This is a genomic window from Flavobacteriaceae bacterium (assembly GCA_014075215.1).
GTDB lineage: Bacteria > Bacteroidota > Bacteroidia > Flavobacteriales > Flavobacteriaceae > Polaribacter.
In genome coordinates this window covers 3,075,276-3,098,192 of sequence record CP046177.1, presented here as the reverse complement: position 1 = coordinate 3,098,192, position 22,917 = coordinate 3,075,276, and the positions used below count along the sequence as shown (strand labels likewise).

The 22,917-nt window shown below is 34.2% G+C and carries 25 protein-coding genes and 1 tRNA gene; 12 read left to right on the top strand and 14 right to left on the bottom strand.

Features of this window, described 5'->3' with window-relative positions:
* A complete protein-coding gene (locus GKR88_15415) occupies window positions 1–2,286 on the top strand; it encodes a hypothetical protein (GenBank protein ID QMU65534.1) in 2,286 nt (761 codons plus the stop codon).
* Here GKR88_15415 and GKR88_15410 read toward each other — a convergent pair.
* On the bottom strand, window positions 2,283–3,614 hold the full coding sequence (locus tag GKR88_15410) for a tyrosine-type recombinase/integrase (protein QMU65533.1): 1,332 nt from the start codon (window positions 3,612–3,614) through the stop codon (window positions 2,283–2,285). The genes GKR88_15415 and GKR88_15410 overlap by 4 nt on opposite strands.
* A gap of 359 nt (window positions 3,615–3,973) precedes the next feature.
* Here GKR88_15410 and GKR88_15405 point away from each other — a divergent pair.
* Window positions 3,974–4,060: transfer RNA gene (locus GKR88_15405), tRNA-Leu, on the top strand.
* 176 nt (window positions 4,061–4,236) lie between these two features.
* Here GKR88_15405 and GKR88_15400 read toward each other — a convergent pair.
* From GKR88_15400 to GKR88_15390, 3 genes are all read right to left on the bottom strand, one after another.
* Window positions 4,237–5,193 (bottom strand): response regulator, encoded by a 957-nt coding sequence (locus tag GKR88_15400; GenBank protein ID QMU65532.1) that lies wholly within the window; start codon window positions 5,191–5,193, stop codon window positions 4,237–4,239.
* Window positions 5,171–5,740 (bottom strand): sigma-70 family RNA polymerase sigma factor, encoded by a 570-nt coding sequence (locus GKR88_15395; protein QMU65531.1) that lies wholly within the window; start codon window positions 5,738–5,740, stop codon window positions 5,171–5,173. The genes GKR88_15400 and GKR88_15395 overlap by 23 nt, the downstream gene beginning before the upstream one ends.
* An 87-nt stretch (window positions 5,741–5,827) precedes the next feature.
* Window positions 5,828–6,151 (bottom strand): hypothetical protein, encoded by a 324-nt coding sequence (locus GKR88_15390; protein QMU65530.1) that lies wholly within the window; start codon window positions 6,149–6,151, stop codon window positions 5,828–5,830.
* Between the two features lie 187 nt (window positions 6,152–6,338).
* Here GKR88_15390 and GKR88_15385 point away from each other — a divergent pair, with 187 nt between their 5' ends.
* The 7 genes from GKR88_15385 (at window position 6,339) to GKR88_15355 (ending at window position 12,505) form a co-directional block, all read left to right on the top strand.
* Complete coding sequence (locus GKR88_15385; GenBank protein ID QMU65529.1) at window positions 6,339–6,572, top strand: hypothetical protein; 234 nt, start codon at window positions 6,339–6,341, stop codon at window positions 6,570–6,572.
* A 10-nt stretch (window positions 6,573–6,582) separates the two neighbouring features.
* The gene (locus GKR88_15380; GenBank protein ID QMU65528.1) at window positions 6,583–6,906 is read left to right on the top strand and encodes a hypothetical protein; all 324 of its coding nucleotides are present in this window, start codon (window positions 6,583–6,585) and stop codon (window positions 6,904–6,906) included.
* Window positions 6,890–8,137, top strand: a complete 1,248-nt coding sequence (locus GKR88_15375; GenBank protein ID QMU65527.1) for a hypothetical protein — start codon at window positions 6,890–6,892, stop codon at window positions 8,135–8,137. The genes GKR88_15380 and GKR88_15375 overlap by 17 nt, the downstream gene beginning before the upstream one ends.
* 183 nt (window positions 8,138–8,320) lie before the next feature.
* Window positions 8,321–9,055 carry a hypothetical protein gene (locus tag GKR88_15370; protein ID QMU65526.1) on the top strand — a complete coding sequence of 245 codons (735 nt, stop codon included), beginning with the start codon at window positions 8,321–8,323 and terminating at the stop codon, window positions 9,053–9,055.
* Window positions 9,056–9,405: 350 nt separating this feature from the next.
* Entirely contained in the window at window positions 9,406–9,738 is a 333-nt protein-coding gene (locus GKR88_15365) for a hypothetical protein (GenBank protein QMU65525.1), read from the top strand.
* 534 nt (window positions 9,739–10,272) lie between these two features.
* Window positions 10,273–11,154, top strand: a complete 882-nt coding sequence (locus GKR88_15360) for a hypothetical protein (GenBank protein ID QMU65524.1) — start codon at window positions 10,273–10,275, stop codon at window positions 11,152–11,154.
* Between the two features lie 43 nt (window positions 11,155–11,197).
* Window positions 11,198–12,505: a type IV secretion system DNA-binding domain-containing protein gene (locus tag GKR88_15355; protein QMU65523.1), complete on the top strand. Its 1,308-nt coding sequence runs from the start codon at window positions 11,198–11,200 to the stop codon at window positions 12,503–12,505.
* 187 nt (window positions 12,506–12,692) lie between these two features.
* Here GKR88_15355 and GKR88_15350 read toward each other — a convergent pair whose 3' ends face one another.
* The 5 genes from GKR88_15350 to GKR88_15330 all read right to left on the bottom strand — a co-directional run bounded on the left by GKR88_15350 (window position 12,693) and on the right by GKR88_15330 (window position 15,392).
* Window positions 12,693–12,878: a hypothetical protein gene (locus GKR88_15350; protein QMU65522.1), complete on the bottom strand. Its 186-nt coding sequence runs from the start codon at window positions 12,876–12,878 to the stop codon at window positions 12,693–12,695.
* 213 nt (window positions 12,879–13,091) lie between these two features.
* A complete protein-coding gene (locus GKR88_15345) occupies window positions 13,092–13,325 on the bottom strand; it encodes a hypothetical protein (GenBank protein QMU66746.1) in 234 nt (77 codons plus the stop codon).
* Window positions 13,326–13,410: 85 nt separating this feature from the next.
* On the bottom strand, window positions 13,411–14,226 hold the full coding sequence (locus tag GKR88_15340; GenBank protein QMU65521.1) for an N-6 DNA methylase: 816 nt from the start codon (window positions 14,224–14,226) through the stop codon (window positions 13,411–13,413).
* 187 nt (window positions 14,227–14,413) lie between these two features.
* Entirely contained in the window at window positions 14,414–14,860 is a 447-nt protein-coding gene (locus GKR88_15335; GenBank protein ID QMU66745.1) for a DNA repair protein, read from the bottom strand.
* Window positions 14,861–15,086: 226 nt separating this feature from the next.
* Window positions 15,087–15,392, bottom strand: a complete 306-nt coding sequence (locus GKR88_15330; protein QMU65520.1) for a hypothetical protein — start codon at window positions 15,390–15,392, stop codon at window positions 15,087–15,089.
* Window positions 15,393–15,794: 402 nt separating this feature from the next.
* Between GKR88_15330 and GKR88_15325 the strand changes: the two genes are divergently transcribed.
* Window positions 15,795–16,673, top strand: coding sequence for a tyrosine-type recombinase/integrase (locus tag GKR88_15325; protein QMU65519.1), 879 nt, complete (start codon window positions 15,795–15,797; stop codon window positions 16,671–16,673).
* Here GKR88_15325 and GKR88_15320 read toward each other — a convergent pair.
* The 3 genes from GKR88_15320 to GKR88_15310 all read right to left on the bottom strand — a co-directional run bounded on the left by GKR88_15320 (window position 16,665) and on the right by GKR88_15310 (window position 19,155).
* Window positions 16,665–17,555: a tyrosine-type recombinase/integrase gene (locus GKR88_15320; GenBank protein QMU65518.1), complete on the bottom strand. Its 891-nt coding sequence runs from the start codon at window positions 17,553–17,555 to the stop codon at window positions 16,665–16,667. The genes GKR88_15325 and GKR88_15320 overlap by 9 nt on opposite strands.
* 219 nt (window positions 17,556–17,774) lie before the next feature.
* On the bottom strand, window positions 17,775–18,488 hold the full coding sequence (locus tag GKR88_15315; GenBank protein QMU65517.1) for a hypothetical protein: 714 nt from the start codon (window positions 18,486–18,488) through the stop codon (window positions 17,775–17,777).
* Window positions 18,489–18,504: 16 nt separating this feature from the next.
* Window positions 18,505–19,155 (bottom strand): helix-turn-helix domain-containing protein, encoded by a 651-nt coding sequence (locus GKR88_15310; GenBank protein QMU65516.1) that lies wholly within the window; start codon window positions 19,153–19,155, stop codon window positions 18,505–18,507.
* 117 nt (window positions 19,156–19,272) lie between these two features.
* Between GKR88_15310 and GKR88_15305 the strand changes: the two genes are divergently transcribed.
* Window positions 19,273–19,503 (top strand): hypothetical protein, encoded by a 231-nt coding sequence (locus tag GKR88_15305; GenBank protein QMU65515.1) that lies wholly within the window; start codon window positions 19,273–19,275, stop codon window positions 19,501–19,503.
* On the opposite strand, the gene GKR88_15300 is transcribed toward GKR88_15305, so the two are convergent.
* Together GKR88_15300 and GKR88_15295 are read right to left on the bottom strand one after the other, a co-directional pair.
* Window positions 19,483–20,460 carry a DDE transposase gene (locus GKR88_15300; GenBank protein QMU66744.1) on the bottom strand — a complete coding sequence of 326 codons (978 nt, stop codon included), beginning with the start codon at window positions 20,458–20,460 and terminating at the stop codon, window positions 19,483–19,485. The two genes, GKR88_15305 and GKR88_15300, sit on opposite strands and share 21 nt — an antisense overlap.
* A 1-nt stretch (window position 20,461) precedes the next feature.
* The gene (locus tag GKR88_15295) at window positions 20,462–20,809 is read right to left on the bottom strand and encodes a transposase (GenBank protein QMU65514.1); all 348 of its coding nucleotides are present in this window, start codon (window positions 20,807–20,809) and stop codon (window positions 20,462–20,464) included.
* Between the two features lie 211 nt (window positions 20,810–21,020).
* Here GKR88_15295 and GKR88_15290 point away from each other — a divergent pair, with 211 nt between their 5' ends.
* The gene (locus GKR88_15290; GenBank protein ID QMU65513.1) at window positions 21,021–22,913 is read left to right on the top strand and encodes a type IV secretion system DNA-binding domain-containing protein; all 1,893 of its coding nucleotides are present in this window, start codon (window positions 21,021–21,023) and stop codon (window positions 22,911–22,913) included.
* The last annotated feature ends 4 nt before the right edge of the window (window positions 22,914–22,917 follow it).

Genomic DNA, 22,917 nt, shown 5'->3' with positions numbered 1-22,917 from the left:
TTGTCAAATAAATACTCCCTGCGTACCATGATTGCTTATTGTAGAAGAATAATAAGAAAGGCTCTAACCTCATTAAGTAAAGAAAAAGCAGAACCTATCAATGTTCACATTGAAAAATTAAGATTACAAATCAGATATAAGAGGAAGAGAGAAAATCTTAATTACAAACAACTTCATGCAGATATTAGGTGTTTACTCGAAGATTTAAAAAGGTATTATTTTAACCTAGATGATTTTCAGAAGAGGATTGTTAAAAAATCAATATTCAACAATCTTGATAATTCGTTGTTTGAATATTTCAATACTGGGAAATATGGTGATATAGGGAAAGAAAAAGTCCTGAGTTACTTTGCTGTATATAACTTTTATAGAGGGAAAACCCAAGGAACAAGTATGACAGGTCTAGTTTTAGATTCTCTATGCTTGTATGTAGGTTGTGCTGGAATGAATTCTTTTAGGAAAAGTCATAAAATTAGCGTTAAAGAATTATTTCAAATTCTGGAAGATTGTAAAGACCCTACTTGTAAGAAACTCGTCGATCAATACGATTTAGTTCCATTAAATATTGATACAAAAGAGATTGAGAAATCAAAAAGTAATTTTATAGTTAATCTTAAAAGAAACTCTAGAAAAATTGCAGCCCTGTTTTTAATTGTAGCATTGATTACTATTTCGGTATTCATTTTTAAAAATAGGAACACACCAATAGACTATTACCAGAGTTTTTTGAGAGATCAAACAACTCAGTTTGATTCTATAACTGATCATCATCAAAGAAATATAGGTCAATTATTTTCAAAAGACTCCACGAAATTTAGGTTACTTATTCTTCCCTTTGATCCAGTAAAAAACTGTACCATTGAGAAATCAGGATATGAACGTCAAATTTTACAGAGGTTTGATAGTATTATAAAAAAAGATCGTTTGAAGATGGAAGTGCATTATTATTCAGAACTTCCCTACTATGAAAACAAGATCTATGATTACTCCTCAATTCTTTTAAAGTATAATTTGGACTTGGTTTTATGGGGCGGATATGAAGAAAAGTGCGGAGATGCTACCAGCATTTATATCAAACATAGCTATAATACAGATCGTTTTTATGGAATTAATGATGTTCCTAATAACAAATCAAAAGGAAAGGAGAAAGAGATCTACAAAGAAGGAGACTCTGGAATACATTCTTTAGAAATGGTTTCTGATCTTAAAAATGGATACCTTCAAGGGGGAATTAATGATATAGTGTTTTGGAGCCTTTCTAAGTACTACTCAAAAAAAGAAGATCACCAAAAATCCTTAAATTCGATTAAGCACCTTTTAAACCCTGAAAGAATTCATCCAATCCATTATACGGTAGCTCTTATCAATACGTTTCAGTTGAAAGATACAGTTAATTCACTTAAATATGCTAAGATTATAGCTAAAGGAAGGTTGTTTGGAAATAAAAGAAAGGATATTACATTTCTAGAGTTACTAGAGCACCCTAAGCTTTGTATGCCAACTTTTTTTGAAAAATTTGCTTGGCATATTATTGCTCTAGACTTCGGGAATCAAGAAGATTATGATACATGTCTCAAGATTTATCTCAAAATATTAGACTCCTTTCCCGAAGATTATATAATTTGGAGGCAACTAGGTGTAGTGTATTCAAAACTTGGAGAAAAGAAAAAAGCTGTAGAGTCATATTTAAACGCCATAAAATATGATAGCCCATGGCCTGAAGAGCACTGGTTTAGTTTGGGCGTTCTATATGGAGACTTAGGTTGGTTTGGTAAAGAAGAAGAAGCTTATAAAAAATCTCTTAGAATAGATTCTTTACATTATAAATCATGGTTAAACCTTTCAATTGTATTTGATAAGAGAAAGGAAGATAGAAAAGCAACTCAAGCACTAGATAAAGCATTGGAAGTGAATCCAAATTATGCAAAAGCATGGTTTAGAAAAGCTATCCGTTTTTCTAAATCCAAAAATGATACTCATGCAGAAAAAGCTATAAATAAAGCAATAGCTTTGGATTCTTTAAATGGAGGGTTTTGGGCAGCTAAAGGAACTATTTTGATCCTGAGAACTAATGGAAAGATGGATGCTGTTACGTTAGAAAAATCTAAAATGGCAATTGATAGAGCATTGGAATTAGACCCAAAATCTGCACACAGTTGGGTTGCTAAATCGTTGCTATTGGAGTATGAAGGGAAGAAAATAGAATCTAAAAGGGCTTATTTTAAAGCGACGAATCTAGATCCGAAATTAAAGAAAACAAAAAGGCACTTCCCTTTTACCTATTAAAAATTAATGACACTATCCAAAGCATCATCTGCTTCCTTATGGATAAAGTTTGCTTGATAATTGATAGTAGTTTTTAAATCACTATGCCTGTATAATTTTTGGAGCATTAAAGGATGGATTTTATCCCCTGCAATATTTCCAAAAGAATGACGGGCAATGTGATTGGAAATATTTTTGTCTATATCACACATGATTGCGATTCTTTTCAAATATTTGTTAAATAGTCGGGAGGCATTTCTTGTTTTCTTAAAAATATCTTCTGGATTATCTTGATCAGCTATAGCTAAAAAGGGAAAAACATAACCGTTATTTAATTTTTTCGATTTTTTATACTTTTCTAATATAACAGAAGCTTTTTTAGGGATTTTGAGGCTCAAAGGTTTCTCGTTTTTATTCATAATATACATTAAACGTCCATCTTTAAAATCTGACCATTTAAGTTTTACTACATCAGAAATTCTAATTCCTGCAAAATAGAATGCTATAAGCCAAACATTATGTGTATGCCAAATAGAAGTATTAGGTGATAACTCTAAGATTTCTAATTTTTCAATTTCTTCTGATGTCAAACCTATTTTTAAACCAGAACCAATTTTTATTTTCTCTTTTTCTCCAGCAAAAGGGTAGTATTTTGAATCTACAACCCCCTCTTTTATAGCGACATTAAAAAGAGTTCGAATAAAAATAAGTTGGTTGGTAATAGTTCTAGTTTTTTGACCTAAATATGACATACAGAACGTTTTATACTTTTTGATAAAAGCAGAATTAATATCTTCAAAAAAGAGTGTTTTGTTTTTGCTGAATTTTTTAACGCCATCAAGCATATTGTATTGCGATTTTCGGGCTTTACTGATGCGCTCTTTTCTTCGATCTAAGATTTCTAAAATGACAGTTTCTTTGTCTCTAGTTGCTTTAAGGTTTAAAAACTCTTCAAGGTTGTATAGTATAGAAAGTTCCGCTTTTGCAACCGAGTATGTGCCTCTTTCGTGCTTATCTTTAATTCGTGCAGCAGCTACTTGAAAGAAAGAAGATTTACGAGTTTGTCCTTTTACTTTATTTTTAACTTCAACAGTAGTCATTTTATCATCTGTATCAAAAACGATATTGTTTGTTTCAGTTAATTTTTTCAACAAGAAATTATTTAAACGCTTAGAATTGGGATGTGACTTTTTAACACGTCCGCTTGCTGAATCCCAGTCTTTTTCCAAAACATATTGTCCTAGAAAATTGTAATTTGTCTTATAATCTTTGCTAATTCGTATAGTTAAAGGAGCTGTTCCATCTTTTCTTTGCTTATTTTTACGTCGAACAATTTTTATTGCAGCCATTTTTCCTTTATTTATTGCTCTAAAGGTACAAAATAGTTTTTAATAATGGGTACATAATAGGTACAGAATAATGTGTTTTAGATTGGTTTAATTTGATTGTTTTTGGAATTGAAGCCTAATTAAATGTATTAATGTCAGGTATTTGCAGTTAAATACTTGTATTCAACCCTAGGTTCATAACCCGAAGGTCGATGGTTCGAGTCCAGTTCCCGCTACTAGTAAAGACAAGGGTTTCAAGAGATTGAAGCCCTTTTTTATTACGCTATGTACAACATATGTACAACATTTTAAAAGTTGAAGTGAGTGTTGCATATATCCAATGGATTCAAAATCTGTCCTAGAAATTGACATATTGAATTGCCGAAGTGGTGGAATTGGTAGACGACACGCGGGATTCAAAATCCCTTGCTATTACTAGCGTGTGGGTTCGAGTCCCACCTTCGGTACATTTTTTAAAAGTCGGAGTTTTTTCTTCGACTTTTTCTTCTCCTAAAACAAATTTGACTATTTTAGTCTTGTAGGATTATCAAAAACTACAACCATTTTTTTGTTTGTATTTTTAGCAATAAAAAATTTAGAACAATGATTCAGCTAGTTATAAAAACTTATAGTTTATATGGTTTTATTTATTGAGTAACTTTAATAATTCATCCTTACACTCTAAACTAAATAAAGATAATTCCTCACGATACTTTAATTGAAGTTTAGATAAAACCGTATCAAAATATGTATCGATTATATTTGGTGTTACATTCATTATTTCAGCTAATTTTAATTTGTTGATTGTTTCGGCAGATAATAAAATAAACTCTAATTCACGAGGGCTTAAATCAGAAATTCCATAGAGAGATTTGGAAAAAGTTGTGCTTAAAAATTGATTTCGTTTTTTTAGTAGACGTTTCATTGTTGGGGATTCATACATGCCATTAACACTTACATTGATTAATGTTTCTGAAAATTCGTTAAACGAACAACCTTTGTCTAAAAAACTATGAAAACCAATTGTCATTGCTTTTTTCATAATCCGATACGAGTTGTAATGAGTCAGAGCAATGACTTTTACTTTCGGTTCAAATTTTAAAATACTCTTGATAATATAAAAACCATCAATATCGGTTTCTCCAGAAAACTCTAAATCGCAAAAAATAAGGTCTATTGAAATTTCGTGCATTTTGGAAATAGCTAACTTAGCATTACTTACAAAATGGCATTGAGACTTGGGCTTTACTTTTTTAATACGTGATTCAATACTCTCTTTAATAACTTTATCATTCCCTAGTATCAAAACATTTAAATCATTATATATATTATTTTCTTGTATTCCTTTATTAATCGAATTAACAACTTTTTCTTTGGAATTCTTTAAATAACCTAAATGCTCTTTTTTTGATTGGAATCCAAAATCTTCTTTTTGCATATTCATCCCCAACCATATTTCTTCAACATCAATATTGTTGTCTATTTTATTTTCAATTTTCTTAATATCATCTTTACTCAATTGTTCTTCATTGTATAGAAAATCAAGTAATGAAACAATCAATGAATCTTCATAATGTTTATTTGATTTTAATAAACTCATTAACTATTGGTTTTATTTTTCTTCTAGCATTAGAAAGACTTGTTGTTATGTTCTTATATTTATTTCCTGTTTCTTCGGCTATTTCACTAATTGACATTTTATCAAAATACCTCATATTAATATATTTGAACTCCAATTCTCCTAGTATTTTTTTAAGTTTTTCAAGAAATAGATTTTTTTGTGCTTTTGTCAGTTCATCTTTTTTTTTATCAATTATCTCAAATAAATCAAAGGAATCAGTTAGTTGAATTTTTTCTTTCTTTTTTGATTTAAAAAACTGACGCATTTGGTTACGAACTACTGTTTTCGTATATCCAATGATATCTTCTATTTTTTTCTTTTCACCTTTAGAGTGATTAAATTTCTTATGTAGCACAAAATAACTGTCAGAAATAATATGATTTATGTCTGCTGGTTGTACTTGTTTATAATAACATATCAGATTAAACATCTCGTAATGTCGTATAAACAATTCAGCAAAAGCATCAATACTACAACCATAAAATTTCTTTATTAATTCTTCGTTGGTATTTTTTTGTAAATTCAATATTGTATGCTAAAAATTAAATTCAATAAAGTTACAAATTTATCTTTTTTACATTTTAACTCACAATAGGTTGTAAAGCTTTACAGGCTAATCAGATTTTGGAAACTTTATATTTCCCTTTTTTTGAATTTTTTTAGCTACATCCTTAGTAAATTTATTCAGTAGTTCTAAGTGCTCACCTTTAGTTTTAAGCCCATAATCTTCTTTTTGCATATTCATCCCCAACCATATTTCTTCAACCTCAGAATTATAATCTATTTTATATTTTATTAAGTCTTTTTCTTCTTTAGTTAAAACCTCATCATTATATGTAAAACTGAGCAAATCTTCGATAATATGTTCTTCTAAGTGAGCCTTTTTAACATTTGGAAAATTACTTCTTTCTAAATCCGATTTCTTGTCTCTTTCCATTCAGATACTGTAAAAAACCAAAATTATTATACAGGATAACATATACTATGTCAAATAGTTAGGGTGTTGGTGAAAAATAAGTTGATTTTCACTTTTCCAAAAACCTATTTCTTACTCCTAATAAGTGAACAATGATACCAAATCAGCATAAGTGAGTTCATCTATGATAAAAATTAAATCTAAAGATATGAATATTATAGTAGAAAATATCAAACAAGCCATTTTAAGAGGCGATAAGGTTATAGGAGATCGAATTGCACTACCTACACCACAACGAACAGGAACATTCACACAACAAAATTCCTATGCATTGCTCAAAGCTAGGGAAATTTTCGAGACCCACTTTAAAAATAAGTTGCGTCAAGATAAAACTCCCGAAGAAAAATTCGAGCAGATGATGAACAATTTTGAAACCCCATAAAATAGCAGTTATGGAATTTTCACAACCCCAGAATGGAACTAATACAATGTTAGTTCCATTCTTTAACCAACTGTATCAAAAGAACCCAAAACTGTTTGGGAACTTCTTTAGGAGTACGCTCGATTTGGCCTCAAAATTTGCCTTGCTCAATGATTGCTTGCAATCAAAATCTGCGGAAAATTTGGCAAAACTTAATGAAGTTTTAACCCGCAATTACGAGACAGACAAAATCAGTGAGCGGAATGCCCAATGGCTTGCATATTTCACCCAAAATGATAACGAAAAACAAATGAATACAAATTTTAAAATTACATATTATGATAAATCTATTTAAACGAAACAAATCCAAAAGCAAAAGCAACGTCACCGTTATTGATGTTGCCAAAGAATTGCTTACTCACAAAAGATTGGCTTATAAATGGGTCAAAGACAACGTACAGAACATTGCCCGTTACTTGTTGGCAATGATAGATGTTGCTCTTAATATCAATCATATTCCTGCGGTGGTGCATCTTCGCCAATTTTTTCAGAGTAAAACGAACGAAATCGGCGTGATTTTTTCTAAAAATCTTTCAGAATATCGAACAATTTACAACAAATACGAAAAATCGTTTGGTAATAATGCTCCCAATGCCGAAGCCGACAAACAAAAAAGCATTGATGATTTGTCGTCAGAACGAACAAAATTTCTTGATGGTGCTTCCGATGGTCATACCAAAGATATGTCTGACACAGAAAAAACCATTGGAACATTAGAGCAAGAGGTTAATGACAAAAAGAACAAACTCAAGACACTTCCCAAACACAATCTGCGTCCTCGTAAAATCAGTTCAGGTATTGTAATTGGATTTTTGGTATTAGCAGAAATCTATATGAATCGTGATGCTTACGAGTATGCAGGCTTCTATGACCCTGCATCCACTTTGATAGGCTTGGGTATTGCCATTGGTACGTATGCGGTTGGAATGGGTTTAGCAACCATATGGAGAAGCCAAAAGTATCAGAAAATGGCGAAAATAGCTTCCAGTGTTGTGCTGACCCTTTTGGTAGCTACGGTCTATTTTGCGCTAGGAATGATTCGGGTTTCTCAACTGACTCTGGAGGAAACCGAAGGAACGTTCATTTTGTCGCCTGTTTATTTTATGACGATGAACCTTGTGCTGTTTGTAGGAATTTTTCTCTCAAAGCTACTCTTATACCCTAGCCCTCAAAAAATAGCTGATAATGAGGCTTATGACGGAGCAAAAAAAGATCTGAAAGAAAGTGAAAAAGCCCTTGCCAATCACAAAAAGCGATTTTTTAATGGTTACCAAGTAGAACATAAAAAACGAGAGCAAGTGAATAAGCAATTTGATGCCAAAATCAAACCTTTTCAGGCTGCTATCAAAGGTGAAAACGAGACGTTTAGGAAGGCTGCTCTGAACTTCAATACCGAACTGGCACAGGCACGCAATTTTTATGCACAAATCAATGCTGACTATAAATCTTCGGTGGCGTTGTTATTTAACACTATACCACAATACACGGACGGAAAAGCCATCCTGTTAGATATGAACACCCTATAGGATTTACAAAACCCGTTTGAGAACATTGCGTTGTTGCCCGTAACCCCACCAATCCCTACTACTACACCGAGTAGTGCATCACCACCAACATCAGCACCAACCGCATGGCAAGTAATGAGCGAAAGCCAAAACGGAGACCCACATTATTCATTTATTAAAAATAACCCAGAAAAATAATAAGATATGAAAACAATTATCAGAATACTCTTTGTTGTATGTGTAGCCATATTGTTTGTTGCTTGCACACCATCAGAAACACCCCCAACCAGCGAAATCTATAACCTTGTGGATGTAACAGGCTCTCATCAAAGTCAGCCTGTGCATTTGACTGCCGATAAATTGATGCGGTTGAGTGGGCTGGATAGTGAGCCAAAGTCTGGTGTAACCTATACCCAGAGCCTCATTACCGAAGTACATCTTAATCAGGAATTGCCGATAGCATTAGTCCCTGCCAGTCCATCGAAGTACAACAAGTACAAGCGACGTGCTAAAGTAAAAAGATTCGTGGCTCAGGTAATGCAGGCGATTGAAGATGTACAGCAAGCTGATTACGACCGAGAATCGTCAACGATTTTTCTCAATGTCAACAATACCATTACTAAGGTAGCCAATAATAACGCTGACCAACAACTCGTGATAATTCAAAGCGATATGCTTAATAATAGCCGAGAATTTTCTGCCTACAATCGTCAGGATATGAAAAAGCTGGTGCAATCACCAAACTACTTAGCCGAACTTTTGGAACAATACGCTCCTATTACCGCCACATCATTATCATTACAAAAAATGAAAGTGATAATAGTGTTTCAGCCGACAGACACCCAGACCGATTACGCTTTCCGCTTAATCAGCCAGCGATTTAAGGATTATCTCTTAAGCAAAGGGATGCAGTCAGTAGAAGTTGTGGCGAATCTATAACATTAATCAGGCAGTTCTTTGCTGACGTGGGGAACTGTCTTTAAAATTTACACATTATGAATACAGGAGAATACAAAAAAAATAGAATTAACGGTTTTTAACAAAGAAGATTTACGAGCAGAAATCCGCCAGACGGTATTGGACACTATTGAGGAATTTAAGAACGATACCACTCATATCTCACCAGAACAAACAATGAAAATGCTTAATATCAAGAGCAAAACGACGCTCCAAAAAATCAAGGATAACGGAGAAATAGCATACGTTCAGATTTCACGCAAACATATCCTTTTCGTCAAGGAATCTGTACTACAATTTCTGGCAAAACGAACCCGTAAAACGTTCTGATTATGTTCCCAAAAGATAAAGAAGATAAGCGTTTTCAAAAGCAATATTGTATTGGTTTTGGTGCTGGCAAATCTTTGGTTGAAAAAATGTCACCTGACCGTTGGGAACTGACCAAAGAGGTGCTTCACGCTATGATATTGGAGCAACCCAAAAACGTAACCTTTCACTCACTGTTGACGGGCTTTTGTTATGAAATAGAAAATGTCCGTAGTAAGGAGCGAAACGCTCAACGCCTGAAAGAAATCCAAACTATTACGAGAAAGTGCAAAACAGAGAGCAGGAACGAGGTAGATAGTGGGGGATTTGGCGCAGACGAGATTGTATGCTATAACTAAAAACCGCCAAAAAACCCCCTCCTGTTCACCACAGGTTATTTCATCTATGTAAAAAATAACGCATGACAGAAAAAGACAGAAAAAGACAGAAAAAGACAGAAAAAACACCTACCAAAAACAGTATCGGAAAGAAAAGAAACATTGCCAGATAATTTTCACACTGGAACAACACGATTTCCTTTCGTCCAAAGCGAAAAAAGCCGGCAAATCATTTGGTGCGTATGTACGTGAACAAGCCATTGGAAATGCCAAAAAAGAATACGTTTTACCTTTTGATAGGCTCACCAAAGACGTCATTGTTCAGTTGGCTAAGTACGGAACTTTGCTCAATCAGGTCGCATTTATGGTTAATTCCACGCGAATGGTCAGCCCAGAAATTATTGAGCAAGTGAGCGCAAATTTCGCAGAAATGCAGCAAGGAATTATGAAGATATACAACGCCCCGATAGAAGTGAAAATATTAGTAAGAAACACCGTAATACGAACACCTGACTATGCCGAAGAAATACAAATAGTGCTTAACGAATTACAACCATGATAATTGCCAGCATCCGCCATACCCAACTTTTATCGAATTATGGTGTGAATTACATCTTTGACGGCATTTCTGATGAGCCAGAACATCAGTGGCTTATTTTTCAGAATATCTCGCGGGGTTTTACGAGAAAAGATATCATAGATTCATTCAATGATAATGCGAGGTATCTGACGAAAAACCCGAAACGCAAGCGGTGCTACCGTTATCATGAGGTATTGGCATTCAGCCCTGAAAACTCAAAGGATTTAACCAGAGCCAAACTGCAAACCATCACCAATGAATATCTCCGTTTGAGAGACCCAAAAGGTTTATCCAAAGCGGTCTGTGTACCACATATTGAGCAAGGAAAACACTATCATGTTCATCTCTTATTGACTTCGAATCATCTTGAAAGTGAGCGCAGTAGCGACATGATGATGACTAACGAGCAGTACTACGATTTGCGTAGAAGCATGGAAAGATACGTTTTACGCACCATGCCTGAACTTCATCAAAGCACCGTGTACCTGAATGAGCAAGAAATCCAAGAACGCTTACCACATAAATACCGTAGTCAAAGACGGCTTTTACAACTACAGAAACCCGCTAAAAAACGCAACCATCAAAAAGACAAGGTAGCCGAAATAGTCCATGACCTTGTACGCCAAAGTAATACCATTGAAGAATTTGAAACATTAATAAACAACACACCAGACATACAAACGTACAGGAGAGATGGCAATGGCAAGCTAACGGGCATTATCTATAAACGTAAAAATAAGTTTAGGTGGAAAACATTAGGGATTCCACTTTTTAAGGAAAACTTCCACGTGCTGAAACGCATGGCAGAACTCAAAAAAATTACCGAACGTGAGCAGTCCAACGAGTTGGAACGCTAATATAAAAACCACCATTTCATTAACTCTATAAACATAGCCACCTATGAGTATTTTTTCCTATTCCCACTCGCAGACATCTGCCAAATTCCTGAAAGGGATTGACCGCTTCTCTCTGCTCAATCGTTATCGAAAAGGGCTTGTTATAGATGGCGTATCCAGAATATCGGTCAAGGATTCTATGCAGGGATTAATTTGCTTAGGGTCAGTAGGCTACGGAAAATCTACCGCCTTTGTTGTACCAAATTTGATGAAAATTCGCAATGCCTCCATGTACGTCATAGACCCTTCGCAAGAGTTGTTTAATCTCTGCGGGGAATATCTCAAAAAATTCTTTCAGGTAGATTGTATTAATACGATTGACCCCGATAACAGTAGCCATTGGTGTCCACTTCATAGTGTCAAGACAAGAGAGGACGCTAAAATGCTTGCCGATGCTATTGTTTCGAGTGCGTTCCCGCAAGAAACTGGCTCGACACGTTTTTGGAATGAATCTGCTAAATCATTGATTTATTGCCTGATAGTGTCTGTTCTCAATCGACCAGAGCAGAAAACGTTACAATACGTTTTTAATATGCTCAATCGGTTTAACGAACACGACAAAGAAGAACTTATTAAAGAGTTATCCGAACATTTGGACAATGAAACATGGTTAGAGGTTAAAGCCATCATTAGCCAACCTGAAAAGCTTTTTGGTAGCACCGTAGCGACGTGTCGCACGGCTCTTGCTCCGATGGCTACCGAAACGCTCAAAAAGGTCTCAAGTAGTAACGATATAGACTTCAAAGGCTATCGCAAAAAACCGTCAATTTGCTTTATCTGTGTAGCGGAAAATCGCGTGAAAGAGTATGGCCTCTATTTGTCCTTACTACTAAAAGAGATAACCGATACGCTGATGATTATGCCTGAAAAAAATGATTTGAATCAATTCATCCTATACGATGAGGCAGGTAATATATACTGTCCAAAGCTAGCAAATTTCCTGACGGTTGCTCGCAAGCGAAAAGTGAGCGTAAGTTTAATCCTACAGTCAATGCGCCAGCTACGCGCCTTATATGGTAACGATGCGGAAACTATTATCGAAAATACTAAGCATCATATCTATTTACCTGGATTATCCTATTCAACAACGAGAGAGATAAGCCAGAAAATAGGCTATAAATCGGACGGAAATAGTACCTATTTCCCAACCAACAAAAAGAAAGAAGGTAGGTCTGCCCTTATTTCCCCTGAAGCTATCCGAACACTGAAGAATGGACGTGCGATTTTCTTAAGTGGAAACATGCCAGCCGTGTTGCTCAAACTTCGTCCATGGTATAAGAATTTTTGGCTTAAACTCAAACTCAAAAAATAATTAGGTTATGGGTCACACACTAATATTTTGGTTTATTCTAATTAATATTATCCTGCTTCTTTTTAACAGGAAAAAATTTTTTGTGTTTTGGAAATGGATATCAAGGCAGTTGGTAAAGTTGGCGAATTTTTTTCTTAAAAGAGCAATTGCTTTACTCGGATATGTATTCAAAAAACTGCTGTGGTTCTTACCACGCTTTTGCTATTGGCTGGGCTGGCTTATTTTGGAATTTTTCAAATTCATCTTCAATGCCATTAAACCCCTCTTTACTATTCTGAAAGCATAAAAAAGGATCCTCGCGAGAAAATCCTTTTTTGTGTTCATTTTTTTTTGCAAAGGGATTCCAAAGGGAAACGCCATTTCCTTTTGGCAAGTGGGTGAAATCTCTGTATAATCTCATGAGATTATACAGAGATTTCACCCACTTGCTTTTGCTCCCGCAGGAGCAAACTTTTTTGAGTGGGATGCTTCTTTTTCCTAAAAAAAGGTGCATTCACTCAAAATGAAAACTACTGCTAAACGCTTTCCGGAGATTTTTGCAAATTCATCACAAAAATTTCTGGAAAGGGTTTTGCCCAATAGTTTATTAATCAAAATCAATTATTAAGTCTTCTCCCTCATTGACCTCACAATGATTAGCTATGGTAGCAATTAGATGTTCATAGTTCGAAGATCTGGCTTCATCTAAAATACATTCTATTTCTTCTTTTGTCCAGCCCTCTCGTTTAGCTTGTTTGGAAAAAGCCCCCATTATTGCAAAGGCATTTCCATCTACCCTAACAAGGTCAAGGTTAATGGTCTTTTCTATATTTTTCTTCATACGTAGAGGATTGCAGATATTCAGTTTTAAGTGTAGCATAGCCTACTCGTTTTGAATATCTTTTCTTATGAAAACCTTTGATATTTTAAAACATAGAAAATTGCCCTGTTTTTTCGTTTAACATTGTTTTTATATCCTCATAATCATCGGTTGTTTTTGGTGATGATGTATGAGTTTTGTTTGTTCTTGGAAACAAATCTCTCACCATATCAAACGGATTAATGGTATAGCGTACGTAATTGTAGGCTTGCTGGGCATTGTCTATGTATTCAATTTGTGGGATACCTGTTTTGGGTAGTTTCCTGTTAACCACAAACGCCCCTTTGAAATCATTGCCAGGAAACAAACCATTATCAGCAATGACAATCCCGTGAATGCCGTGATGCATCAGATTAAGGGTTGCCATCTTAGCGCACGTAAAATCAAGGTCTACCAAAAAATGAAAACTACCTAACGAAACCGAATTTGATGCTAACGAAAATCGACCACTGCCACAACAAGGGTCACTAAAGGTTTCGTTATTGTTTGGTGCGACAATCTGTGCCATAAAATTACAAATCGGCATTGGTGTGAAAAATTGCGCAAATCCTTTTTGTTTTGATAAAGCTGCACTTTCATAAAACGTTCCAAAGAAATCGTAGCAATCGGAATCGCTCTGTATTTCCTTATCTAGTATTTTAATAACTTCATACATCATTAGGGTAAACTGTTGGCGTTCCTCTAGGGTATAGCGGTTTTGTATCAATTCTCGGTTAAACTGATAATCAAAACACCACGCATTGATATAGAGGTCGAGAAAGTCCTCAAAGACGTAGTAGTAGCCGTGTCGTCGTGATAAGGATTCAAAAGCATTGTTAAACGTTTTAAACTCATTAGGTAGATATTTCGTCGATTTACTCATTGTGAGAGAGATTAATTAAATATGCTCTTTCACAATGAAGCCTAAACCAAACAGGCAAGGAGACACGCAATGCGTGGAAATAGAATGATTCCTTGTCCTGTTTGTGTGTGGCTTTATATTATTGCAGATTTTATTTAATCTCTTTTGAGTAATTGACACATATTTACAATGAGATAGTTAAACGATTTTATTTATTAAAATCTCCCTCATCAGCAAAGGAGTAATAATCATTTTTGGTTAAAATAATATGGTCGAGAAGTTTGATGTCTATTAAATTGGAAGCCTCCTGAATTTTTTTGGTGAGTATTTTATCAGCCTGTGAAGGATTGGGATTGGAACTCGGATGATTGTGAGAAATAATCATCGCCACTGCTCCGCACTGAAACGCTCCAACTAGAATGAGGCGAATATCGGCGAATGTGCTGGTGATACCACCTTGGCTATGTGGATATAACCCAATTACCTGATTGTAATTGTTAAGGTATAGTATTTTAAACTGTTCCTGTAATTCCAGAGTATCGTGTTTCCATAGTGCTCTTAGGATTTCAGCCGCTTGTCGGCTGTCCAGTATTTTGAGGCGATTTTTCGGTGCAACCTCTTTATTGTATTGGAGTTTAATTTCGGCAACGGGAATCTGTTCTAGAACTCTGGCTCTGAACTCGGCTTTGAGTTCTTCTTTTGTTGGTGCAAAGGGTTTGTGCAGATAATCTGATGATAATTTTTTGGGAGTATTCATTATAAAAGAGATAGAAAGTAAAAAGGGGAATTAATATTAGGGTTTATCACACTTATTAAATCCCAGAAACGCAAACAAATAGTGTTTATTCCGTTTGGAGATTTCGAGGTTTTGTTTGATATTCTTATTGAGGCTTACTCTTTTTCGGTAATGAGTACACACCTTTTCGCACCATTTCCTGTAAATATTCAACATATTTCATATCGCCATATTTTTCGAGGAACAAAATTTCCTCACGAATGCGATAGAGTTTGCCGATATATCCGACAAGGCAATACGGGTCGATAGTGTGCATTTTGCACAAGTACTTAACCATAATGGTATTGTGACGGAGTTCTTCTAGATTAAAGATAGCTCCTTTGTGGATGTCGAACTCGTGGAGATAACTCACCAGCCGACGCTTGACCTGAATGAAGTCAAAGTTTTTCATAAGAAAAAGGGGTTAGAAAATAGAAAAAAGGACTTTTCATAATTGAAAAGATTTTTTTGCTGCGAAGATTTCTAACACACACTTTAAAAAATCCCTGAGCTTTTGGGTTGAGCAAAAAACTTTAGGACGTAATGGCAGACTTTTAAAAAAGTTTTCCACAATTAGCCGTTTTGGGGAATATGAATTTTTGTGGTAAAACGGCGGTCAACTTTTTTTCTACTTCTTAACCCCTCTTAATGAAAAAATGGAATACAAAAGACATTACCGACTTTCAAAAATTGCACTTGAAGCACTACGGAGTAAAAATCAATCAAAGAAAAGCCAATCAAGGTCTTATCAAAAAAGAATAAAACGAGGTTCACAGTTTCATCTGCCTAATAAACACATTTTAATCCCACTCCAATGAAAATACCCCTTATTCTTCCTCTTTTTAAACGTTTCGCATTACACGAAAAAGGAATGAAACAAAAAACTATTAAAGAAATTATAGCCATAGTTTCTGCACTATCAAAAGAACTTTCAAATCCATCAGTTACCACCCTAACAACTTCAAAAATTCGTGAATTTCTCTATCAAAGAAAATTAGAACGGATGTGGACGAACAAGACTTTTAGAAACTATCGGCAGTACCTCAAAACATTCTTTGATTATTGTTTACGAGAAAATTACATTGATATGAATCCCGTTGAAAAAATAGAAAAACCTAAACTCCCGAAACGCATTCCTCGATGTTTGGACAAAAATCAAGTTGAAAATTTATTATTGCACTTAGATTGTTATTCGTGGTTCAATGATTTAGAAGCTAAGAGGAACAAGGCAATCATTCGTACATTCTTATTTACAGGGGTTCGGTTAAATGAACTTCTTAAATTACAGACAACATCAGTGAATTTTGAAGAATCAGAAATCATCATCTATCAAGGAAAGGGGAATAAGGACAGGGTAATCCCAATTCATCCAGATTTGATGCCTTATCTCAAAACCTACCATCAATCAAAAAAGAAACCGACTTTATATTTCTTTTCCAGCATTCGTTCCGATAAACCACTCACAGAAAACAATTTATACAGCATCATTAAAAAGATACGATGTAAAACAAAGTTCCACTTTACTCCGCATCAGTTACGCCATACCTTTGGTAAATTTTCTATTGAGGGCAACCTCAATCCTTTCAAATTGCAAAAGATTATGGGTCATTCCAGTATAGAAACTACGCAAATTTATGTGTACGTGAGCGATAACAACCTCAAAGAGAGTTTTCAGAAAACCGTTTTATTGTAATGGATGCTTACTCACTTGGTCTTGCAAATGATGCACCGTTGCAGACAAGTAAATGGTAGTGGTTTTAATATCACTATGACCCAATAATCGAGAAACACTAAAGAGGTTACAGCCTGCCTCTAGCATTAGGACGGCAAAGGTGTGACGGAGCAAATGAGCGTGAATATGTACACCAGATTTTTTGCCGATTTTCCTAAGCAAACGAGGGATAACTTCTGCGCTCATTTGTGCTGTACAAATAAGAGAAACAAAAAAATACACACTTTTATTATTAATTTTGGAGCGTATAGCAAGGTATTTTTCTAAATATCTTTTTAATTGAGCATTTATAGGAATCATTCGGTCTTTTTTGCCTTTTCCTGCTTGAACAAATAAAACGTTCTCTTTAATATTTACATCATTGATTTTTAGATTGAGTAATTCTTGCAATCTAATCCCTGTAAAGAGAAAAACGGCAAGAATGGCTACCGCTCGTGGCTTTTCATAGTAGTGATGATAAGGGTAACATTTTGCCCAATCTAAAATAAGCGTGGATTGTTCTTTGGTAAGATGTTTAGGGATTTTGGATTCTAGTTTTGGTGCAGGAATATCATCGGCAGGATTTTTTTCTAAATATCCTCGTGCTACACACCATTTAAAAAACAAGCGTACATTACCTAATCGAGTGCGGATGGTTTTAGCTGACCAATTCTTTTCACACTTTCCGTGAATAAGCCATTGTTTAATCACATTTTGGGTAACATCTTCGATATGATATACTTCGGTATGTTTTACAAAATAATTAATGACTTCTTTAAACCATTTAATCGTTCTTGGGGTGTTGTTTTTAAAAACAATTTGATACTGACAGAACTCTTGATGCCGTTGGAGAATAGTATTCATTGTGACTATCGGGTAAAACCTGACAGTCGTTAGACGAATACTTTTTTTATGCAAACGCCACTTTATGGCCGTTATAGTCTCATTCTGGTTGCGGCGGCAGGATTCGAACCTGCGACCTTCGGGTTATGAGGCAAATATCAAGCCCGCTATTAAAATTTACAACTGATTATCAGTTTGTTATACTTCTATTTTATTCTAAAAACCAACTTTTGTATGCGGTTATTCATATCTATATTCTATTTCCCAATCATTTCCATTTGTGTTAAATGTAACTTTACTTGGAAAATCATCAGTATCATATTCATAAGTCCACACTGTTCCATCCGAATTGCTAATTGAATTATTACTACCTATGTAAAGCACTTTTTTAAAGTAGTCTTGATAAACATTTTTGTAAGGATTATTTTTTGAATCAAAATTAATTGTAGTTGTATTATTGTTGTTTGTTACAGAAATTCTGTTACTGTTTGAATCATATGTATAAGTGCTGGTGTTTCCAAAACTGTCTGTTTCCCCTGAAATAAGGTTGTCAGTATTGTACTCGTAGTTTATAGTATTTAATAAAGAGGGGATTGAAATGGATTTTATTAAATCATTTTGATAAGTAAGAATAGATTCCGATGGTATAGGTATTCCTTGCTGCCAGCTTACAGTTTTTATTTTACTTATTTTATCATTAAGGTACTCAAACCTTGTAGTATCAATTGAATTGCTATTTAAGTTATTATGAGTAGCCGTAATCATAATTAAGGTGTTACTTGAATAATGAAACTTTCTTACAGTTTCCCCAGCCCCTCCATTACTTAGGCTTACTATTTGTTTCTCCTCCATAAGTTTCTTAGACAAATTAGGAGTTGCTGCATCTATATTTGTATCATTATTAGAACAACTAATAAAAACACAAATTAATAATATTACTAATACTCTTTTCATACTGTTAGGTTTTGATTTAAAATAAATGACTTGATGCTTGAACTTTGAATATTTGCATTATACTTTCTTTGTTAATTTGCTGGGGCGGGAATTCGTCTTTTTTGTTATCAGTTGGCTTACTAATTAAAGTATAAGTATTATCAGTTTCGCCTTTAGTTATTACTTTAATCATTCTGAAACCGTCATTTGTTACAATAGCATATATTTCTCCAAAAGGGAAAAACTCTATCCAGTTATTCAGTTTAATTAAACCAATAGCGTCTCCGTGAGAAATTACTTTTGCCATACTTTGCCCTGATGCTCTTACTACATAATCACAACCTTTAAAAAATGGGTGGTCTATGTATGAATTTGGCTTTATTGACTGGTTATTCTGAACTTCTAAAAAACTTGCAGTAAAATCAACATCATAATAAGGTACTCCGCTTTGCAAACTAACGCTTTCCTCTTTTACAACTCTTTTATAGCTTAATGAGTTTTCGTCATACCTGTACCTATTAAAAACCTCATCTATTTTCTCTTTTACAAAGTCAATTTTTGTTTTAGGAATTTTAGCTCCTCCCTCCCAGTTTTGAATAGTATTAGAGCTCACACCAAATATTTGGGCTAATTCAACTTGAGTTAGACCCAGTTTTTCACGTTTTTCTTTTAATCTTAAATCATTCATAATCAGCTTGTTTCATTACAAATACCAAATATTTAACATTTTATTAACAAAATATTCAGTATTATTTTATTTGAATACCAAATATTTGGTATATATTTGTAAAACAATTACAAGGAAATGGAAGCAAATATAGTCAAAACTCTCAACATTGTAAACAAATTACAACAATTAACTCAAAGCAAGTTTGATTTTTTAGTTAAAAGCATACCAAATATTGGGGTTGAGTTAGAATGGGATGGCGATTACGGTAAGTATGAGAATGATAGCCACGAAATTGAATTTAAAGACTTCTTTGGGTCAAGCAAAAAAGTTGTGGGATTTAGATTTTTACGCATAAATTTTAGATAGTCTGAATAGGAAGAAAGGAACAGATCTTACGCCTCTAAATTGTAGTCTAAAAGTTTTTATTTTAGCATTAAAAGATTCAGCAGAAGCATTGGTACTTCTATTATCAAAGAAATTTAAGATGCTTCGATAATGACTTTGTATTGATCTAGCTACTGTTCCAAAACTTTTACTGAACTCTGATTTTTCTACCTTATCATACCATCTAGCTAGTTTTGTATATGCTACCGCCTTGTCTTTTGTCTTTTGATAAATCGTTGCCAGTTCTCTAGTAAGCTCATAAGCTCGTTCCAAGTTGGGGTATCTTTCAAAGAGTAATTCTGCTCTAAATTTTTGTTTGGCTGTCCATTTGTTAGGGGCTTTAAAGAGTAAATACCTACTTCTAGCTAGTAGTTGTTTGGGAGTATCTCCATTGTCAAGGATATTCGGTTTAAAGTTTTTTCCTGTTTCTTTAGCCAATGCTATTTCATTATTTTCTTGTTCTATGGTTTTCCATCTATACTGTATTCGAATTTCTTGCAAGGCATCATAAGCTCGTTTTTGTACATGAAATCGGTCTGTGACCTGAGTAGCTTTAGGAAAGGCTTTTTTAGCAATCTTTTCCATAGTAGGTGCCATATCCAAAGTGATTTCTTCTACTAAATATCGGTCTTTACTTGGAATTTTCCTTAACACTTCTATGACTCGTTCACTTTGTGTGGTAGCTACTATGGCTACTAAACTGCCTCGTTTTCCTTTACCTGCTTTGTTGGTAATCACTGTATAGAGCTCGCCTTGAGTAAGTGCTACTTCATCAATACTTAAATGAGTTCCTATATTCTTCTTAAAAAGCAGCCATTGGTCGGCATGAGCTAATTGATCCCAAGTCAAAAAGTTACTTAAATGATTGCGATATTGTTCTTCTAATCGCTTGCCGTTAAGGTGATAGTAGGTAGATAAACTTTTACAACTTACTGGAATACTATCTAACAAGCCTCTTTAAAAAAAGAGAGAACTCTTCTGTCATTCGAGTTCCCTTTGCTACCAAATTCCAATCTCTTGAGAATACTTCTGAGGTATCAACATCTAACCATCGTCTACGTTTTACTTGTAAAAAACAAGCCTTGTTACGTACTGGAAAATCTTGAATATCTACTACTGGGTAAAATCCTTTGGAATGTAATTTACGATGAGATAACTCATCTGGTTGTATAGGTTTTTCTTCTAAAACCAAAGTAAGTTTGTTCGTTGAATCTTTTACCTCTTTAAGTTCAAAGTAATCTAAAATACCTTCGGGTAAAAAATGCTTCAGGAGCTCTTGTGTATGCATTTGAGTTTTTAAACCAAAACTCTAAAAAATTAACCTACTCCACAAACTTTTTGCTTGATCCCTCAATACCTTTATTCATTATCCGAATAGTTCAGTTGTTTCTTCTAAACTTGGAATACAAGGCAGAAAAACAAAACTATTAGCACAAGAAGTCATTAATCAAAAATATACGCTTGGTATAAATGAGCATAACGGAATTGAAACCAAAGTTATGCTTAATGACGAAATGCGACTCCGCCACACGCATATTATCGGTGCTACTGGGATCGGTAAATCAACGCTCATTGCCAATATGATGATTGAGGACATGAAATTAGGCAATGACTGTGCTTTATTCGACCCGCACGGAGATATAGTAGAAGACATTTTATTGCGTATTCCAGAACATCGAAAAAATGACGTCATTGTTATTGACCCATCAGATACAGAATATCCAATTGGCTTTAATTTATTAGGAGCAAGTACCGAACCTGAGAAAATAGTATTGTCTTCTGATTTAGTTTCTTCCTTTAAAAGACACGCTACGGCTTGGGGGGATAACATGACAGCAGTACTATCAAATGCTATTAATGCCTTTTTAGAAAGTAGTAAAAGTGGAACACTCATTGAACTCAAACGATTTTTACTTGAAGATACCTTTAGAAAAGAGTTTTTGCAATCTGTAGAAGACCCATCTATTCATTACTATTGGGAGCATGAATATTACATGGTTAAAAAAGGGATTGCTCCCCTGTTGACCAGAATAGATACTTTTTTACGTCCAAAAATTATCCGCTCTATGTTAGCTCAAAAAAGCGGTATTGATTTTAAAGAATGTATTGAAGAAAAGAAAATAGTCCTCATTAAATTATCACAAGGACTTATAGGCGAAGAAAATAGTTTTTTACTTGGCTCAATTTTTCTTTCAAAATTTAACCAAGTAGCACAAGGAAGACAATCACTTTCAAAATCAGAACGTCATCCCTACTACATATATTTAGATGAATTTCAGAATTTCATAACACCAAGTATCACAAGAATACTATCAGGTGCGAGGAAATATGGATTAGGACTACTCTTGGCACATCAAGAATTAGGACAAATTGAAGAATCAAAAATTTTAAACTCAATTATTTCTAATCCACATACACGGATTTGTTTTAGACTTGGTGATAATGATGCAAAACGATTAGAGCAAGGGTTCTCATATTTCCAGCAAGACGATTTACAAAGTTTAAGGATTGGACAAGCTATTATGCGTATTGGAAGTGCAAATAATGATTGTAATATTTCAACATTTCCATTGCCAAACTTTGATACTGAAACAGCACAGAGTATTAAAAGTACTATTGTGCAAAATACAAGAAGTAATTACGCAAAACCCAAAGTTGAAATTGACGAATTACTCAAAGAGTTATTACCAAAAGTTGGCAATGTAAAAAGGAAAAAAGACAGTGCTCAAGAAAATATAGTATCTGAAATTAAACAAGAAGAAAAAGAAATACCTAGTACACCTACTATTATTAAATCAATAGAAATTCCGCAAACACATATTCATGAAGATACATCGGAAATAGAAACTCAAAAAAATACCTACCTCAAGCAAGAAGAAGAAAAAGAAACTATACGGAGACACCGTTCAATTCAAGACTATATTAAAACCTTAGCCTCGCCAAGAGGTTTTCTTACGAGTATTGAACACGAAACTGATGATGGAGGGCGTGTTGATGCATTATTAATTAAAGATACTCTTTCAATTGCTTGTGAAGTTTCAGTTACCAACAGCATTGATTATGAAGTACAGAATATACAGAAATGTATTCTAGCTGGATATAGTCATATCTGTATGGTATCTGAAAGCAACATACATCTAAAGAATATTAAAAAACGAACAAAAGAACATATCTCAAAAGAGGCATTTAAAAAGGTTCGTTTTATGCCACCCCAAGAGATTGCAAAGTTTTTAGATTCATTTGAAAAAAAGAAGCAAAAAAAACGAGTTCGAGGATATCGTGTGAAATCTAATTATACCGATGTTCAAGGAAATGATGCGAAAGATAAAGGTTCAACACTCAAAAATATTTTACTGAAATCACTTAAAAAAGGTTCAAAAAAGAAGAAATAAAGCA

Coding starts and splice junctions, on each gene's coding strand:
- GKR88_15410 (QMU65533.1), bottom strand. CDS start 3,614: ATGGCTGCAATAAAAATTGTTCGACGTAAAAATAAGCAAAGAAAAGAT.
- GKR88_15400 (QMU65532.1), bottom strand. CDS start 5,193: ATGAGTTTATTAAAATCAAATAAACATTATGAAGATTCATTGATTGTT.
- GKR88_15390 (QMU65530.1), bottom strand. CDS start 6,151: ATGGAAAGAGACAAGAAATCGGATTTAGAAAGAAGTAATTTTCCAAAT.
- GKR88_15385 (QMU65529.1), top strand. CDS start 6,339: ATGAATATTATAGTAGAAAATATCAAACAAGCCATTTTAAGAGGCGAT.
- GKR88_15380 (QMU65528.1), top strand. CDS start 6,583: ATGGAATTTTCACAACCCCAGAATGGAACTAATACAATGTTAGTTCCA.
- GKR88_15375 (QMU65527.1), top strand. CDS start 6,890: ATGATAAATCTATTTAAACGAAACAAATCCAAAAGCAAAAGCAACGTC.
- GKR88_15370 (QMU65526.1), top strand. CDS start 8,321: ATGAAAACAATTATCAGAATACTCTTTGTTGTATGTGTAGCCATATTG.
- GKR88_15365 (QMU65525.1), top strand. CDS start 9,406: ATGTTCCCAAAAGATAAAGAAGATAAGCGTTTTCAAAAGCAATATTGT.
- GKR88_15360 (QMU65524.1), top strand. CDS start 10,273: ATGATAATTGCCAGCATCCGCCATACCCAACTTTTATCGAATTATGGT.
- GKR88_15355 (QMU65523.1), top strand. CDS start 11,198: ATGAGTATTTTTTCCTATTCCCACTCGCAGACATCTGCCAAATTCCTG.
- GKR88_15345 (QMU66746.1), bottom strand. CDS start 13,325: ATGAAGAAAAATATAGAAAAGACCATTAACCTTGACCTTGTTAGGGTA.
- GKR88_15340 (QMU65521.1), bottom strand. CDS start 14,226: ATGAGTAAATCGACGAAATATCTACCTAATGAGTTTAAAACGTTTAAC.
- GKR88_15330 (QMU65520.1), bottom strand. CDS start 15,392: ATGAAAAACTTTGACTTCATTCAGGTCAAGCGTCGGCTGGTGAGTTAT.
- GKR88_15325 (QMU65519.1), top strand. CDS start 15,795: ATGAAAATACCCCTTATTCTTCCTCTTTTTAAACGTTTCGCATTACAC.
- GKR88_15320 (QMU65518.1), bottom strand. CDS start 17,555: ATGAATACTATTCTCCAACGGCATCAAGAGTTCTGTCAGTATCAAATT.
- GKR88_15315 (QMU65517.1), bottom strand. CDS start 18,488: ATGAAAAGAGTATTAGTAATATTATTAATTTGTGTTTTTATTAGTTGT.
- GKR88_15310 (QMU65516.1), bottom strand. CDS start 19,155: ATGAATGATTTAAGATTAAAAGAAAAACGTGAAAAACTGGGTCTAACT.
- GKR88_15305 (QMU65515.1), top strand. CDS start 19,273: ATGGAAGCAAATATAGTCAAAACTCTCAACATTGTAAACAAATTACAA.
- GKR88_15295 (QMU65514.1), bottom strand. CDS start 20,809: ATGCATACACAAGAGCTCCTGAAGCATTTTTTACCCGAAGGTATTTTA.
- GKR88_15290 (QMU65513.1), top strand. CDS start 21,021: ATGCTTAATGACGAAATGCGACTCCGCCACACGCATATTATCGGTGCT.